Annotated in this window: 16 protein-coding genes; 7 read left to right on the forward strand and 9 right to left on the reverse strand. The window is 68.7% G+C overall.

The genetic code is table 11. The annotated features are described in order from the left end of the window. Positions 1 to 25: 25 nt before the first annotated feature. Together ACIRB4_RS02060 and ACIRB4_RS02065 are read right to left on the reverse strand one after the other, a co-directional pair. Positions 26 to 1,189, reverse strand: a complete 1,164-nt coding sequence (locus ACIRB4_RS02060) for a hypothetical protein (protein WP_403287887.1) — start codon at positions 1,187 to 1,189, stop codon at positions 26 to 28. A gap of 100 nt (positions 1,190 to 1,289) precedes the next feature. Next, positions 1,290 to 1,502: a hypothetical protein gene (locus ACIRB4_RS02065; RefSeq protein ID WP_403287888.1), complete on the reverse strand. Its 213-nt coding sequence runs from the start codon at positions 1,500 to 1,502 to the stop codon at positions 1,290 to 1,292. Between the two features lie 299 nt (positions 1,503 to 1,801). On the opposite strand from ACIRB4_RS02065, the gene ACIRB4_RS02070 reads away from it, so the two are divergent. Next, on the forward strand, positions 1,802 to 2,668 hold the full coding sequence (locus ACIRB4_RS02070) for a hypothetical protein (RefSeq protein WP_403287889.1): 867 nt from the start codon (positions 1,802 to 1,804) through the stop codon (positions 2,666 to 2,668). Between the two features lie 53 nt (positions 2,669 to 2,721). On the opposite strand, the gene ACIRB4_RS02075 is transcribed toward ACIRB4_RS02070, so the two are convergent. From ACIRB4_RS02075 to ACIRB4_RS02105, 7 genes are all read right to left on the reverse strand, one after another. After that, on the reverse strand, positions 2,722 to 2,922 hold the full coding sequence (locus tag ACIRB4_RS02075) for a hypothetical protein (protein ID WP_403287890.1): 201 nt from the start codon (positions 2,920 to 2,922) through the stop codon (positions 2,722 to 2,724). Positions 2,923 to 3,137: 215 nt separating this feature from the next. Then, positions 3,138 to 3,428, reverse strand: a complete 291-nt coding sequence (locus ACIRB4_RS02080) for a hypothetical protein (protein WP_403287891.1) — start codon at positions 3,426 to 3,428, stop codon at positions 3,138 to 3,140. Between the two features lie 89 nt (positions 3,429 to 3,517). Continuing rightward, complete coding sequence (locus ACIRB4_RS02085; protein WP_403287892.1) at positions 3,518 to 4,120, reverse strand: phage tail protein; 603 nt, start codon at positions 4,118 to 4,120, stop codon at positions 3,518 to 3,520. A gap of 150 nt (positions 4,121 to 4,270) precedes the next feature. After that, positions 4,271 to 4,678, reverse strand: a complete 408-nt coding sequence (locus tag ACIRB4_RS02090) for a hypothetical protein (protein WP_403287893.1) — start codon at positions 4,676 to 4,678, stop codon at positions 4,271 to 4,273. A gap of 311 nt (positions 4,679 to 4,989) precedes the next feature. Continuing rightward, on the reverse strand, positions 4,990 to 5,202 hold the full coding sequence (locus tag ACIRB4_RS02095) for a hypothetical protein (RefSeq protein WP_403287894.1): 213 nt from the start codon (positions 5,200 to 5,202) through the stop codon (positions 4,990 to 4,992). Beyond that, complete coding sequence (locus ACIRB4_RS02100) at positions 5,196 to 5,915, reverse strand: hypothetical protein (protein ID WP_403287896.1); 720 nt, start codon at positions 5,913 to 5,915, stop codon at positions 5,196 to 5,198. The genes ACIRB4_RS02095 and ACIRB4_RS02100 overlap by 7 nt, the downstream gene beginning before the upstream one ends. Further along, positions 5,908 to 6,387 carry a WhiB family transcriptional regulator gene (locus ACIRB4_RS02105; RefSeq protein ID WP_403287897.1) on the reverse strand — a complete coding sequence of 160 codons (480 nt, stop codon included), beginning with the start codon at positions 6,385 to 6,387 and terminating at the stop codon, positions 5,908 to 5,910. The genes ACIRB4_RS02100 and ACIRB4_RS02105 overlap by 8 nt, the downstream gene beginning before the upstream one ends. Positions 6,388 to 6,626: 239 nt before the next feature. Here ACIRB4_RS02105 and ACIRB4_RS02110 point away from each other — a divergent pair, with 239 nt between their 5' ends. From ACIRB4_RS02110 to ACIRB4_RS02135, 6 genes are all read left to right on the forward strand, one after another. Continuing rightward, the gene (locus tag ACIRB4_RS02110) at positions 6,627 to 7,076 is read left to right on the forward strand and encodes a helix-turn-helix domain-containing protein (protein WP_403287898.1); all 450 of its coding nucleotides are present in this window, start codon (positions 6,627 to 6,629) and stop codon (positions 7,074 to 7,076) included. Positions 7,077 to 7,443: 367 nt separating this feature from the next. Continuing rightward, entirely contained in the window at positions 7,444 to 7,815 is a 372-nt protein-coding gene (gene rpsL / locus ACIRB4_RS02115) for a 30S ribosomal protein S12 (RefSeq protein ID WP_003948652.1), read from the forward strand. 2 nt (positions 7,816 to 7,817) lie between these two features. Then, complete coding sequence (gene rpsG / locus ACIRB4_RS02120; RefSeq protein ID WP_003966970.1) at positions 7,818 to 8,288, forward strand: 30S ribosomal protein S7; 471 nt, start codon at positions 7,818 to 7,820, stop codon at positions 8,286 to 8,288. Positions 8,289 to 8,327: 39 nt separating this feature from the next. Continuing rightward, positions 8,328 to 10,457: an elongation factor G gene (fusA, locus tag ACIRB4_RS02125; RefSeq protein ID WP_403287899.1), complete on the forward strand. Its 2,130-nt coding sequence runs from the start codon at positions 8,328 to 8,330 to the stop codon at positions 10,455 to 10,457. 150 nt (positions 10,458 to 10,607) lie between these two features. Then, positions 10,608 to 11,801: an elongation factor Tu gene (tuf, locus tag ACIRB4_RS02130; RefSeq protein WP_137993946.1), complete on the forward strand. Its 1,194-nt coding sequence runs from the start codon at positions 10,608 to 10,610 to the stop codon at positions 11,799 to 11,801. Between the two features lie 165 nt (positions 11,802 to 11,966). Beyond that, complete coding sequence (locus ACIRB4_RS02135) at positions 11,967 to 14,648, forward strand: peptidoglycan recognition protein (protein WP_403287901.1); 2,682 nt, start codon at positions 11,967 to 11,969, stop codon at positions 14,646 to 14,648. The last annotated feature ends 29 nt before the right edge of the window (positions 14,649 to 14,677 follow it).

A 14,677-nucleotide genomic window follows, 5' to 3' on the forward strand; every position in this document is an offset into this window, starting at 1 on the left:
ACCTCCTTTCGGGGGTGGGGGAGGATCAGAGCGCCGCTTCGGCGCGCTGGACCGCGATCTTGAACGCGTTGAACGCCTGGGTCACGTTCCCGCCCGCCTTCGCGAGGTCGTTGGCGGCCCTGGCGGCCGAGCGCAGGTTGCCGGCGTTGGGGAGTTTGTCCGGCTGGAAATGCCGCTGGGCGCTGGCGAGCTTGCCGGTGGCCTTGGCGAGTTCACCGATCTTGGTGGGGTTGGACTTCTCGACGGCCTTGTTGGCCTTGTCGAGCGCCTTCGTGTCCAACCGGTGCTGGTTGTACTGCTCCACGCCCTCGGCGATCTTCACGAGCTTGTCGGCGACGGAGGCCATCTTGGTGGGGACGGCGGCTGTGATGGCCGTGTTGACCTTGCCGACGGCTGTCGCCGTTTTTTCGAGCGAGCGGGCGTTCGGGAGCTTGCGTACCTCGGTGTTGAAGGTCGCGATCTTGGTGTTGACGCTGCCGATCGTGTCCCGCAGACTCTTCAGCTTCTGCTCGTCGGGGAGGTCGGCGATGGGGACGCCCGCGGCGGCTGCGGCCTCGCGGTTCTTGACCTCCGTCTTGTTCTGGAACGCCCAGCCGTCCCCATTGGCGTTCTTGGCCAGGATGAGATCGCGCGCGATACGGCCGCGGCTGATTCTCGACGCCACGTTGAGAAGGCCACCCTGGATGACCCTCTGTATGTCGGTGAACCTGGCCAGCAGTACGAGACCGATCCCCGCGAGGATCGCGGGGATGACGAGGCTACCGAGGGCCGCGACCCAGTACTTCCAGGCCTCCTTGTTGCCCTCGTGGACCTTTTCCACGGCGGCGCCGATCGTGTCGAAACCGGCGGCCTCCCATAGCTCGGACGACAGCTCCTTCTTGAGCTCCTGATGCATCTCGTTGAACTTCGTGACGAAGTCCGACGGTAGATGCCGTTCGGTGAGGATCCTCGGCTCCGCCTCGATGAGGGAGTGCTTGAACCGGGAGATCTTCACCATGGGATCTTCCGGGAGTGTCTCCCCCTTCTTCTTCGCCTCCTCTACCTTCTTCTTCCACTGCTCCTCAGCTTCCTTCCTCTCCTTTTCCGTCGTCTCCATCTCGATGTTCTTGACGTCGAGGGTGGCGGTCTGGAGGTCGCTTCTCAGCTGGGTGATCTGCGCCAGGACTTCCGTGATCATTGGGTCTGCCATGAGTTGCTCCGCTTCCGGCCTGTGACGGCCAAGCGCCGAAAAGCCCCTGCCGGCATGGAACTTCGGCAGGGGCTCGTGCGTGAGGGGCAGCGTGCGGCGGCTAGGCGTCCTCGTCCCGGCGGGAGCTGCGGCGCACCGTCGCCAGCGCGTCGTTCCAGCCCGCCGCGTACGCCTGGGTCTCGTAGCGGGAGACCTCCGCGTACAGCGTGCCCAGCAGCGCTCTCTTGTCGAGGGCGACGGGTCCGTCGAGGAGCTGGCGGAGGCGGTCCTGGAGCGGGATGTACGGTCGCGATGCCTCGGCCTGCTGAGCCATGGACGCCTGCCTTCCGGTTGCTTGCCCGTGCGTGCGTGGCGGCGCCGCGACGAGGAGCGGGGGCACCACATGTTCGAACTACTGTGCGAACAGAGTGTGGAACACCTGTTCGGTGTTTGTCGAGCGGGAATGGACTGACGGCGCGTCTGCTCAGCGTGAACGCGGACCGGTTGAGACTTGAACAGGTGTACGGACCGACCGGGTACGCTGGATACGCGTTCCGAGGACCGGACCACCCCGGGGCGCGAGGGGCGCGAGCGGCGCGAGGGGACCCCAGGGGGCGGAAGGCATACGGACGCATGGACAGCGAGCGGGGCGGTGGCCGCCGCGGACGGGTCGTCGATTGGTTCGAGACGAACTCCGACCTACCCCATCTGTTCGCCTGGATCTCCGAACTGGTCCACGTCCACGGGTACGCGCCCGAGGACCTCGTCGTGATCGCCCGAGCCGAACTCGAACGGCGTGAGACCTCCGCCTTCACCGGCGGCTGGGCCGAGGCCATGTCGGAGGAGCTCCCCCGGATACGCCGCGAGTACGAGAGGCGCGTCGCCGACGCCTACGCACAGGGCCAGCGTGACGCGCGTGGAGTGCGCCGTCCGCAGCGCCGCGCCGGCGAGGGCGAGGACGGTGCCCGGGTCATCCCGCTCCCCTTCGCCCGGCTCCTCGAACCGCCCGCCGCCGTGATCCAGGCCGAGGAGCGCCTCCGCCGGGAACGCGAGATGTTCGAAGGGCGGCCCGCACAGCCTTCCTCGGAGGAGGGGGCGACCGAGCGGGACGCCGATGCCGACGGTGACGTGGACGCGGACCGCGATCCCGGGCTCGAACACGCCACCGCGCCCGGGGGTGACGACGAGCCGCCCCGCCCGCGCGCCGAGGAGTCCGACGCTGAGACGGACGTCCTGCTCACCGCCCAGGAACTGCGGAACCGCAGGAGCGCCCAGCCGGTGCGGAAGGTCGTACGCGGCAAGGGCGGCCGCCCCGTCGTGCCCCCGCTCGCCGGGGTCCCCGGACAGGCCGGGCCCTCCGCCGAGCGCCGTACCCCCGGACCCGACGAACGGGAAACGCGCGGGCGCAGGGGGCGACGGCTGTCGGAGCGGGCCAGAGCTCTGGAGGAGGACATGGTCGATCGGGGAGCACAGGAAGCGCCCCCGGAGCCCGATCCCTGACGGGAACGGGCTCCGGGGGCCGTGGGGGGTGGCGCGGGGGTGCCGTCGGTGCGTCAGCCGAAGAACCGGGCGAGCGCGCCGGGGGTGACCGCCTCGCCGGCGCCCTCCTCCGTGGAGCCCTCGCCCCGCTCCTCCTCCCCGTCCTCGTCCTTGACGCCCGGACGGGGAACAGGCTTCGGCGGTTCGGGAGCGTCGTCGTCCTCACTGCTGTTGACGCACTGGAACATCCAGTTGGCGACGGCCAGGTGGTCCACCGCCGCCGCGAGCAGATGGTCGCCGAGCGACCACTCCGCCGCCTCGCCGTGCAGCTCCCGCTGTACGGCACCCTCCCGCGGAAGGTTCTTGATCAGGACCAGCAGGCGCCGGCTGGAGAGGTCGCCCCGGTACCAGTCGAGGAGATCGGTTCCGTAATAGCGGAGGAGGTCCGCTTCAAGGGCCTCGGCGTGTTCGTCGACGAACTCGACGAGGCTCAGTCTTCCCCCAGGCCGAGCCCGGTCTCCTTGCCGTACGCCTCCAGGATGGCGGCGATGTCCTGCATCGTGACGTCGTGCTCCTCGAAGCGGGCGAACTGCTCCTCACCCATCAGAAGCGCGAGCAGGCCGTCCACGTCGTTGTCGTCGAGCTTGCGCAGACCCTTCGCGGTCGCGCGGGAGAGCTCGGTGGGCAGGGTGAAGGACTCGCCGTCCAGCTCGAAGGACCAGCTGCGGCCGCTGGCCTCCAGGCGCTGGGCGCGGGCGGCGTTGACGTCGAAACGGGCCATGGTGTGCGTACTCCTTGATTCGAGTGAGTGAGGAGGAGAGGGGGCGGGGCGGGACGGCGGTCGGCCGTCCCGCCCCGGGTGGGGCTGGATCAGACCGTGGCGCTGTACTGGTTGTCCTTCATGAGGAAGGTCGCCAGCGGCTTGCCCGCGCCGTTCGACATGGCGGAGAAGGTGATGCCCAGGGTGGACGCCGCCTTACGGGCCAGCTTGATGTCGTCGGAGGCGGTGACCTGACCGCGCGGGATGACGAAGCGGTAGGTGACCGCGGCGCCAGTGGCCTTGACGTCGGTGAACTCCAGGCCGAGGGCGCGCACGTCCGCGTACGGACGCTCGGAGATCTCGTACTTGAAGATCTCCGTCGACGTGGCCGGCTCGGGGGCGACCTTGCCGCCGCCCATGAAGAACGGCAGCGTGTCCTCGTTGAACTGGAGCATGGCGAACTTCAGCGAGAGGTCACGGGCCGAGTAGATGTAGTGGACCGGGGAGACCGACTGCCAGGCGTCGATGGCCTCCAGCTTGTCCTTCTTGGAGAAGGTGACGCCCTCGCCGGTGGTGTAGCCGAGGTCGGTCCAGGCGCTCCAGTCGGCGGAGGACTCGCCGCTGCCGAAGGACGGGACGGCGGTGTCGGCCTTGGCCACGTAGAGCTTGCCTACGCCGGCGACGCGGATCTCGGCGGAGTTGTTTCCTGCCATGGTGGGTTTCTCCTTGGTGAGAGGGTTCGACCGCCCCGGGCGTGGGGCCCGGGTACGGCAAAGGCCCCGCCGGACGGCGAGGCCTGGTCTGTGGGGACGTCGGGTACGGCGACGTCGGGGGCGCCGGTCGCGGCGCCCGGGGCTGAGCGTCTAGAAGACGCTCACGGAGAGCTGGATGACGCAGAGGTAGCGGTTGGCGCCGCGGTAGAGGTAGTCGGGCATCCAGCGGGGCCCGTCCTGCTCCTCCACGTCGCTGACGAAGTTCACGCCGATCTGCTTGCCGATGGTGGCGAGCAGGGCGCGCCGGGCGGCGTTGGCGAGGACGTGGGCCGCGTTCTTGGTCGGCCCGTACACCTCGAACTCGATCAGCGGCTTGTCGACGTGCAGATCGCCGATCCAGGCCCCGCCGCGGCGGTTCACCAGGACGGCGCTCTGCGTACCGTCGAAGCCGCTCGGCGCCTGGACGGCGACGGTGACGCCGGCCATGGCCGGGTCGGCCTTGAGGACGTCGACGACCAGCTTCTCGACGTCTGGGAAAGCACTCGGGGGAGTGGTCATGACGGATCTCCTCGGAGGGGATGCGGGACGGGGCGCCGTCCGGGGCGCTCGACGCGGGGAAGGGGGAGGGGGCGCGGAGCGCACCCGGACGGCGAACGGCGAAGCCGTTCCCGGTGTGGGCACAGCTCCGCCGCTGCACCAACTGTGACAGAGAGCGTGCGCGCACGCAACTAGTTCGGGTGGGTGCTTGCGTGGGACCCGGTGCGCGGGCTCCCGGATGCCCCGGCGCCGAGCCCGGGCGTACGAAGAAACGCCCCGCGTCCTGGTGGACGCGGGGCGTTTCGGGTCGGGCAGGTTCTGCGGATCTGGGGTTACGCCCCCGCGGGGCGCGGGAGCCGGCGGCGGGCCAGGCGTTCGGCGGCGAAGACGTCCTCCAGGCGGAAGAGCTGCGCCCTCCCCGACTTGCCGACGGCCTTCAGATGGCCCAGCTGGACCCACTTGCGGATCGTGGCCGGAGCGACCCCCGCCTCCTCGGCGGCGAGCGGGCCCGGGATCAGGGCGGGCAGCGGCAGGGACGTCAGCACGGGGTCTCCTCCATCGCCGTGGCGATCTCGTCGGTCGGAGTGCCGGAAGCCTCCGCCAGTTCGTCCCACCGCTCCTGCGGCCACAGGTGGCGGTACGACGGGTCGTCCTGGCAACCGCACTCCTCGTCGGTGCAGGTGCACGCCGGGTTCACGCACAGCACCGCCCGCCGGTCCGGGAAGGCCCGCAGCGACACCGAGTCGCACCAGGGGCAGCGCCCCGACACCCGTACGACCGTCTCCGCGTCGCCGAGCGTGCGGGCGCACCGCCGGGCCATCCGGCGCAGCTCGTCGCGCATGTGACGGGCCAGGTCGGGGTGAGCGGCGATGTCATCGAGCAGCGCGAACGTCCGCCGGAGCCGCTCGACGACCGGGGCGCGCCCGGGGCGGGGGAGGCCGAGCCGGGCGCGTACCGCCTCCTCCAGCTCCACCACGCCGTCGGTGATGTCCCGGATGGCGTCGGACACGTGCAGGCGGATGGGGGCGGCACCGTGGCCGGGGACGGCGAGCCCGTGCCGCTGCTGGAGGAGCAGCGCCTCACGGCGCTCCTCGCGGATCAGCTCGTCGCGGCCGGAGTGGGACGCGGTGGGCGCGGACCCGGCAGGGCCGCGGCGACCGGGTGCCAGTTCCTCGCTGAGCTCGGGGAACTGTCGTGCGAGGGAGGCGGTCCACAGCGTGATGTCACGGAGGACGAGCTCGACGGCGCGATCAGCCACGACGACCGCTCCCGCCCGACGTACCGACCGGCGCCCCGGCATGCGCGCCCTGCGCGGCGCCCGGCTTCCGCCCCGACGCGACGACCGGCCTCACGCCATGCGCGCCATGCCCGGCATCCGGGGCCACGGCCGACGCTGCGGCCCGCTGTCCGCCGGAGTCGGCGCCCCATGTCACGCCATGCGCGGCGCCCCGCGGCGCCGCTCGCGGCGCCGTCGGCGTCGTCGCGACCGCCCTGGCCACGCGTGCCGCGTCCGCCGGGCGGCCGTTGCGCCACAGGCGGCCCGCGCAGACGCCGTCGAAGTAGCTCTCGGCGGGTGCCACCGCCGCCTCGCACTCACGGCGGACCGGGCAGACGGCGCAGGCGCGGAGCGCCGGGGCCGCGTGCTGGGCGCGGCGGGCGAAGACGATGGACGGGGACAGGCCGGCGCACGCGGCGGCGGCCTGCCAGGGGGAGGAGTCGGTGAGGAGCAAGGTGGTTCTCCACGGTCCGGGGCCACCAGCGCGTCCCACGGGGCCGATGGGGCCCATGGGACTCAGGAGGCCGGCGAGTGCGGCGGCGAGCTAGAGTCGCATGTTGCGTGCGAGCGCGCAACAATCTTTCTGGGGCACCTTCACCGGTTTGACACGATTGTGCTGCCGAAACTACGTAATTCCTTGCGCGCAAGCACGCTAGAGTTGGCCGCCTGGAGGAGTGGAGTGAGGAGCGTTACATGACCACTCAAGGGCTGGACCAGTTCGCGGGCTGGGTCGAAGGGCTGATGCGCGAACGCGGATACGACATCGACAGCCCGCGCGGCGGCGGGAAGTCCCGGATCGCGGACGAGGCCGGCGTGCATCGCGCCGCCGTGACCCGGCTGCTGCAGCGGCAGAGCATGCCCGACCTGGAGACCATGCGCAGGATCGCCCCGCTGCTCGGGGTGTCCGTCCGCGACATGCTCATCCGGTCGGGGCGCGTGACCCCGGAGGAACTGCCGCTGGCGGAGGATCTCCTCCCGCCGAACGACTGGCAGCCGTCGATGGAGGACTTCGCCCGCTGGCTCGGCGTCCCCGACGAACGGCTCGGCGTCTTCACCAAGGTGGTGAACGAGTTCCTCGAGACCGACGGCGAGGACGCGGACGGCGACGAACAGACTGATCCGGGACGTGCCGCGAGGGAGTGAGCGGTGGCCCGCTGAGCGGGCCGCCGCCGCGAAGTGCCGGGAGGAGCCGGGGTGATGACGCCCCGGCTCCCTCGCGTGTCGGACGCCCGCGTTACCCGAGGTCGGCCCGGGCTCCGGCCGGGCCCCGGTGCGCGCGGGCATTTGTTTTGACCGGAGTCCATGCGGTAGGTACGCTCAGACCTTGTGCCTGGGGTGTGCCTGGGCTCGTGTGCGTGTCCTCAACCGCACTGCGAGTTCGAGTACGGCCACCGCAATCTGCGCTTTTTCGCCCTCGGCGGAGGTCCGCAGTATTCGACACACCCGACCGCGTGGGTCGGCGCAGTGTTCCAGGTTAGTTTTACGACGGCACACAGAAACCGGAGAAGTAGTGCCTACGATCCAGCAGCTGGTCCGGAAGGGCCGGCAGGACAAGGTCGAGAAGAACAAGACGCCCGCACTCGAGGGTTCCCCTCAGCGCCGCGGCGTCTGCACGCGTGTGTTCACGACCACCCCGAAGAAGCCGAACTCGGCCCTCCGTAAGGTCGCGCGTGTGCGTCTGACCTCCGGCATCGAGGTCACGGCCTACATCCCGGGTGAGGGTCACAACCTGCAGGAGCACTCCATCGTGCTCGTGCGTGGTGGCCGTGTGAAGGACCTGCCGGGTGTTCGTTACAAGATCATCCGCGGTTCCCTCGACACGCAGGGCGTCAAGAACCGTAAGCAGGCTCGCAGCCGCTACGGCGCCAAGAAGGAGAAGTAAGAATGCCTCGTAAGGGCCCCGCCCCGAAGCGCCCGGTCATCATCGACCCGGTCTACAGCTCTCCTCTTGTCACCTCGCTGATCAACAAGATCCTGCTGGACGGCAAGCGCTCCACCGCCGAGCGCATCGTCTACGGCGCCATGGAAGGCCTCCGCGAGAAGACCGGCAACGACCCGGTCATCACGCTGAAGCGCGCCCTCGAGAACGTGAAGCCGTCCCTCGAGGTCAAGTCCCGCCGTGTCGGTGGCGCCACCTACCAGGTGCCGATCGAGGTCAAGCCCGGTCGCGCCTCCACCCTCGCGCTCCGCTGGCTCGTGGGTTACTCCCGCGCCCGTCGCGAGAAGACCATGACCGAGCGCCTCATGAACGAGCTTCTCGACGCCTCCAACGGCCTCGGTGCTTCGGTCAAGAAGCGTGAGGACACGCACAAGATGGCCGAGTCCAACAAGGCCTTCGCGCACTACCGCTGGTAGTCGCAACCCACATCGAGACCGAGAGAAGACTGAGCCGATATGGCTACCACTTCGCTTGACCTGGCCAAGGTGCGCAACATCGGCATCATGGCCCACATCGACGCGGGCAAGACGACCACCACCGAGCGAATCCTGTTCTACACCGGTGTCTCGTACAAGATCGGTGAAGTCCACGACGGCGCTGCCACGATGGACTGGATGGAGCAGGAGCAGGAGCGCGGCATCACGATCACGTCCGCCGCGACGACCTGCCACTGGCCGCTCGAGGACGTCGACCACACCATCAACATCATCGACACCCCGGGCCACGTCGACTTCACCGTCGAGGTGGAGCGTTCGCTGCGCGTGCTCGACGGTGCCGTGACGGTGTTCGACGGCGTCGCCGGTGTTGAGCCCCAGTCCGAGACTGTCTGGCGTCAGGCGGACCGCTACGGCGTCCCGCGTATCTGCTTCGTCAACAAGCTCGACCGTACGGGCGCCGAGTTCCACCGCTGCGTCGACATGATCGTGGACCGCCTCGGCGCCGTCCCGATCGTCATGCAGCTCCCCATCGGTGCCGAGATGGACTTCCAGGGTGTCGTGGACCTCGTCCGCATGAAGGCCCTGGTCTGGTCCGCGGAAGCGACCAAGGGCGAGATGTACGACGTCGTCGACATCCCCGCCTCGCACACCGAGGCCGCTGAAGAGTGGCGCGGCAAGCTGGTCGAGACCGTCGCGGAGAACGACGAAGAGATCATGGAGCTCTTCCTCGAGGGCCAGGAGCCCACCGAGGAGCAGCTGTACGCCGCGATCCGTCGTATCACCATCGCGTCCGGCAAGGGTGGCGGCGAGAAGACGATCACCCCCGTCTTCTGTGGCACCGCGTTCAAGAACAAGGGCGTCCAGCCCCTGCTCGACGCGGTCGTGCGCTACCTCCCCTCCCCCCTGGACGTCGAGGCCATCGAGGGCCACGACGTCAAGGACGCCGAGGTCGTCGTACGGCGCAAGCCCTCGGAGGAGGAGCCCCTTTCGGCGCTCGCCTTCAAGATCGCGAGCGACCCGCACCTCGGCAAGCTCACCTTCGTCCGGATCTACTCCGGTCGCCTGGAGGCCGGCACCTCGGTGCTGAACTCCGTCAAGGGCAAGAAGGAGCGCATCGGCAAGATCTACCGTATGCACGCGAACAAGCGTGAGGAGATCGACTCGGTGGGCGCCGGCGACATCGTCGCCGTCATGGGCCTCAAGCAGACCACCACCGGTGAGACGCTGTGCGACGAGAAGAACCCGGTCATCCTGGAGTCCATGGACTTCCCGGCGCCGGTCATTCAGGTCGCCATCGAGCCCAAGTCCAAGGGTGACCAGGAGAAGCTGGGTGTCGCCATCCAGCGTCTCGCGGAGGAGGACCCCTCCTTCCAGGTTCACTCGGACGAGGAGACCGGCCAGACCATCATCGGTGGTATGGGCGAGCTTCACCTCGACATCCTCGTCGACCGTATGCGTCGCGAGTTCAAGGTCGAGGCGAACGTCGGCAAGCCGCAGGTCGCGTACCGCGAGACGATCCGCAAGGCCGTCGAGCGCGTGGACTTCACCCACAAGAAGCAGACCGGTGGTACCGGTCAGTTCGCCAAGGTGCAGATCGCGATCGAGCCCATCGAGGGCGGCGACGCCTCGTACGAGTTCGTGAACAAGGTCACCGGTGGCCGCATCCCGAAGGAGTACATCCCTTCGGTCGACGCCGGTGCGCAGGAGGCCATGCAGTTCGGCATCCTGGCCGGCTACGAGATGACTGGCGTCCGCGTCATCCTTCTCGACGGTGCCTACCACGAGGTCGACTCCTCCGAGCTCGCCTTCAAGATCGCCGGTTCGCAGGCCTTCAAGGAGGCCGCGCGCAAGGCTTCCCCCGTCATCCTTGAGCCCATGATGGCCGTTGAGGTCGTCACGCCCGAGGACTACATGGGTGAGGTCATCGGTGACATCAACTCCCGCCGTGGTCAGATCCAGGCCATGGAGGAGCGCAGCGGCGCTCGCGTCGTGAAGGGCCTCGTGCCCCTTTCGGAGATGTTCGGCTACGTCGGAGACCTCCGCAGCAAGACCTCGGGTCGCGCAAGCTACTCGATGCAGTTCGACTCCTACGCCGAGGTTCCGCGGAACGTCGCCGAGGAGATCATCGCGAAGGCCAAGGGCGAGTAACTCTCCCGAGTTCACGCTTTAGGCTTGACCCAGTCGCCGGGGCTCATCCCCGTAACCCGAGGAACCGGGCCCCGGCCACTGGCATCCCAGCAAAGATCACCTGGCGCCGATGAAGCAAGGCGTACAGAACCACTCTCCAGGAGGACCCCCGTGGCGAAGGCGAAGTTCGAGCGGACTAAGCCGCACGTCAACATCGGCACCATCGGTCACATCGACCACGGTAAGACGACCCTCACGGCCGCCATTACCAAGGTGCTGCACGACGCGTACCCGGACCTGAACGAGGCCTCGGCCTTCGACCAGATCGACAAGGCTCCTGAGGAGCGCCAGCGCGGTATCACCATCTCCATCGCGCACGTCGAGTACCAGACCGAGTCGCGTCACTACGCCCACGTCGACTGCCCCGGTCACGCGGACTACATCAAGAACATGATCACGGGTGCGGCGCAGATGGACGGCGCCATCCTCGTGGTCGCGGCCACCGACGGCCCGATGCCGCAGACCAAGGAGCACGTGCTCCTGGCCCGCCAGGTCGGCGTTCCGTACATCGTCGTCGCCCTGAACAAGGCCGACATGGTGGACGACGAGGAGATCCTGGAGCTCGTCGAGCTCGAGGTGCGTGAGCTCCTCTCCGAGTACGAGTTCCCGGGCGACGACCTGCCGGTCGTCAAGGTCTCGGCGCTCAAGGCGCTCGAGGGCGACAAGGAGTGGGGCCAGTCGGTCCTGAACCTGATGGCCGCCGTCGACGAGGCGATCCCGCAGCCCGAGCGTGACGTCGACAAGCCGTTCCTGATGCCGATCGAGGACGTCTTCACGATCACCGGTCGTGGCACCGTCGTCACCGGCCGTATCGAGCGTGGTGTCCTGAAGGTCAACGAGACCGTCGACATCGTCGGTATCAAGCAGGAGAAGACCACCACCACGGTCACCGGCATCGAGATGTTCCGCAAGCTGCTCGACGAGGGCCAGGCCGGTGAGAACGTCGGTCTGCTCCTCCGTGGCATCAAGCGCGAGGATGTCGAGCGCGGCCAGGTCATCATCAAGCCCGGTTCGGTCACGCCGCACACCGAGTTCGAGGCCCAGGCCTACATCCTGTCGAAGGACGAGGGTGGCCGTCACACCCCGTTCTTCAACAACTACCGCCCGCAGTTCTACTTCCGTACCACGGACGTGACCGGCGTCGTGACCCTCCCCGAGGGCACCGAGATGGTCATGCCGGGCGACAACACCTCCATGACCGTCGAGCTGATCCAGCCCGTCGCCATGGAGGAGGGCCTGAAGTTCGCCATCCGTGAGGGTGGCCGGACCGTGGGCGCCGGCCAGGTCACCAAGATCAACAAGTAATTGTTGGCTTGACCTGAGCCGCTCCTGACGGAGCGTCAAACGAGGGCCCCGCACCGCTTCGGCGGCGCGGGGCCTTTTGTTTTACCCCCGGGTGACAGAAGCAAACCTGACGGCATGTAGCATGCGCCGGTCAGTTGTGTCATGACCATTAGGGGTGGAGACAACTTGAGATCGGGACGTCGAGCACGTCGTACGACCGGGAAGCGCGTCCGTCGCACCGCCATAGGTGCTGCCCTCGCAGCCGCCACGGTTCTGGGCTTCCAGGCCGCCGCGAACGGTGCGGTCTTCGGGACCGAGGACACCGGGCCCGCGGACCAGCCCAGCCCGTACAGCACTGAGGTCGCGAAGAAGGGGTCGGCGAAGGACCAGCTGCACAAGCTGCCGCTGACCGACAAGGGCAAGGGCGAGGCGGTGCTGTCCCAGCGGGACACGGCACCGTTCGGTCTGCTCGGGGTGTCCTGGACGGACCCGAACACGAAGATCAAGGGCACGATCGAGGTCCGTACCCGCAGCGTCGAGACCGGTGAATGGTCCGACTGGATCGACCTCGAGCCCTATCCCGTCGGCATGGACGGCAAGCGACCCGGAGCAGGCGGCGCGACCGAGCCCGTCTGGGTCGGCGCTTCCGACGGCGCGGAGGCGCGGGTGAGCGACGGCGCGGCCGCCGGCACGCTCCCCGACGGCCTCAAGCTGGTGATGGTCGACCCGAACGGCGCCGGAGCGGCCGCGGAGCGGAACGGCGATCTGAACGCCGCGCCCGCCGCCTTCGCCGCCGACGAGCCGCCGACCACGCCTCCGAGCGTTCCGGGTCCGCCGTCGACCGCGCCGCAGCCGAGGATCGTCACTCGTGAGGAGTGGGGTGCGGACACGGCCGTAGCCACCCCCGAGGAGCCGGTCTATCTGCCGGGCGGCAAGATCAAGGCCGCTTTCGTTCACCACACGACGAGTGCCGACTACGACTGCTCGGAGTCGGCGGCCATCGTCCGAAGCATCCTCGTCTACCACGTCACGGGCCAGAACCCGCCGTGGCGCGACATCGGCTACAACTTCCTCGTCGACAAGTGCGGCACGATCTTCGAGGGCCGCGAGGGCGGCATCGACCAGCCGGTGCTCGGCGCGCACACCTATGGCTTCAACTCGGAGTCGACCAGCGTCGCCGTCATCGGCAACTACATGGAGCAGTCGGCGTCGAACGCCGCGCTCGTGTCGGCCTCGCGGGTCATCGCGTACAAGCTCGGCCAGTACGGCGTGAACCCGGCGGGCAAGACCACGCTGGTCGCGGGCGCCACGCAGAAGAGCGGCACGGGCATCAGCTACACGTCCGGCCAGTCGTACACCTTCGACGCGGTCTCCGGGCACCGTGACGGCTTCAACACGGCCTGCCCCGGCACCATGCTCTACCCCCAGCTGCCCACCATCCGCAGCTACGCCACCGGCACCGTCGCCAACCTGAAGATCGACTCCGTGGGTGGCGGCGCGACCGTCGCCGGCAGTGGGTACGAGACGCCCGGGCCGCTGACGCTCAACTGGTCCTCGACCACGCCGGCCAACCTCGTCCACCGCTTCGAGCTGCTGGTCGACGGCCAGATGGTCAAGTGGGTCACCGGCAGCACGCGGAGCACCTCGACGACGCTCACGGGCTACGGCGCCCACCAGGTCGCCATCCGGGGCATCCACACCTCCGGGAAGACGACCACCACCCCGGCGATCACCGTGACCGTCCCCGGTCCCAAGACGTTCAAGCCCGTCACGCCGACCCGGCTGATGGACACGCGTACCGGGCTCGGCGTGGCCAAGGCCAAGGTCGGTGCCGGCGGCGTCGTGACGCTGCAGGTCACCGGGGCCAACGGCATACCGGCCACGGGCGTGGGCGCGGTCGTGCTGAACGTGACGGCGACCAACCCGACGGCCGGCAGCTTCGTATCGGTGTACCCGAACGGCACGACCCGTACGAGCGCGTCGAACCTGAACTTCACCGCCGGTCAGACGATCCCCAACCTGGTGACCGTCCCGGTCGTGAACGGCAAGGTCAGCTTCTACAACCACGCCGGCACCGTCGATCTGCTCGCCGACGTCACCGGCTACTACACCACCGACACCACCGGTTCCACGCACCTCAACCACGGCCCGCTGCGGCTGATGGACACGCGTTCCGGCCTCGGTGTGCGGCAGGGCAAGGTCGGCCCCGGCGGTGTCGTGACGCTGCCGGTCGCGGGCGTCCAGGGCGTTCCGGAGACCGGCGTCACCGCCGTGGTCCTGAACGTGACGGCGACCGCGCCGACCGCGGGCAGCTTCGTGTCGGTGTACCCGAACGGCACGACCCGTACGAGCGCGTCGAACCTGAACTTCACCGCCGGTCAGACGATCCCGAACCTGGTCGTCGTCCCGGTCGTGAACGGCAAGGTGGACTTCTACAACCGCGCGGGCTCGGTCGACCTGATCGCCGACATCACCGGCTACTTCACGGCCGGCCAGGAGGGCGCGTCCCACATCAACCTGGGCCCGAAGCGGCTGATGGACACGCGCTCCGGTCTCGGAGTGCCGAAGGCCAAGGTCGGTCCCGGCGGCGTCGTGACCCTCCCGGTCGCGGGTGTCGAGGGCGTTCCCGCCTCCGGCGTCACCGCCGTCGTCCTGAACGTGACGGCGACGAACCCGACCGCGGGCAGCTTCGTGTCGGTCTACCCGGACGGTACGACCCGTACGAGCGCGTCGAACCTGAACTTCACCGCCGGTCAGACGATCCCGAACCTGGTCGTCGTCCCGGTCGTGAACGGCAAGGTCAGCTTCTACAACAAGTCGGGTTCGGTCGACCTGCTCGCCGACATCACCGGCTACTTCACCAAGTGAAGCGAGTGACAGCGGTGACCTGAGCGCCT

It is taken from the genome of Streptomyces sp. NPDC093600, assembly GCF_044764755.1.
In the GTDB taxonomy this organism is placed as follows: domain Bacteria; phylum Actinomycetota; class Actinomycetes; order Streptomycetales; family Streptomycetaceae; genus Streptomyces.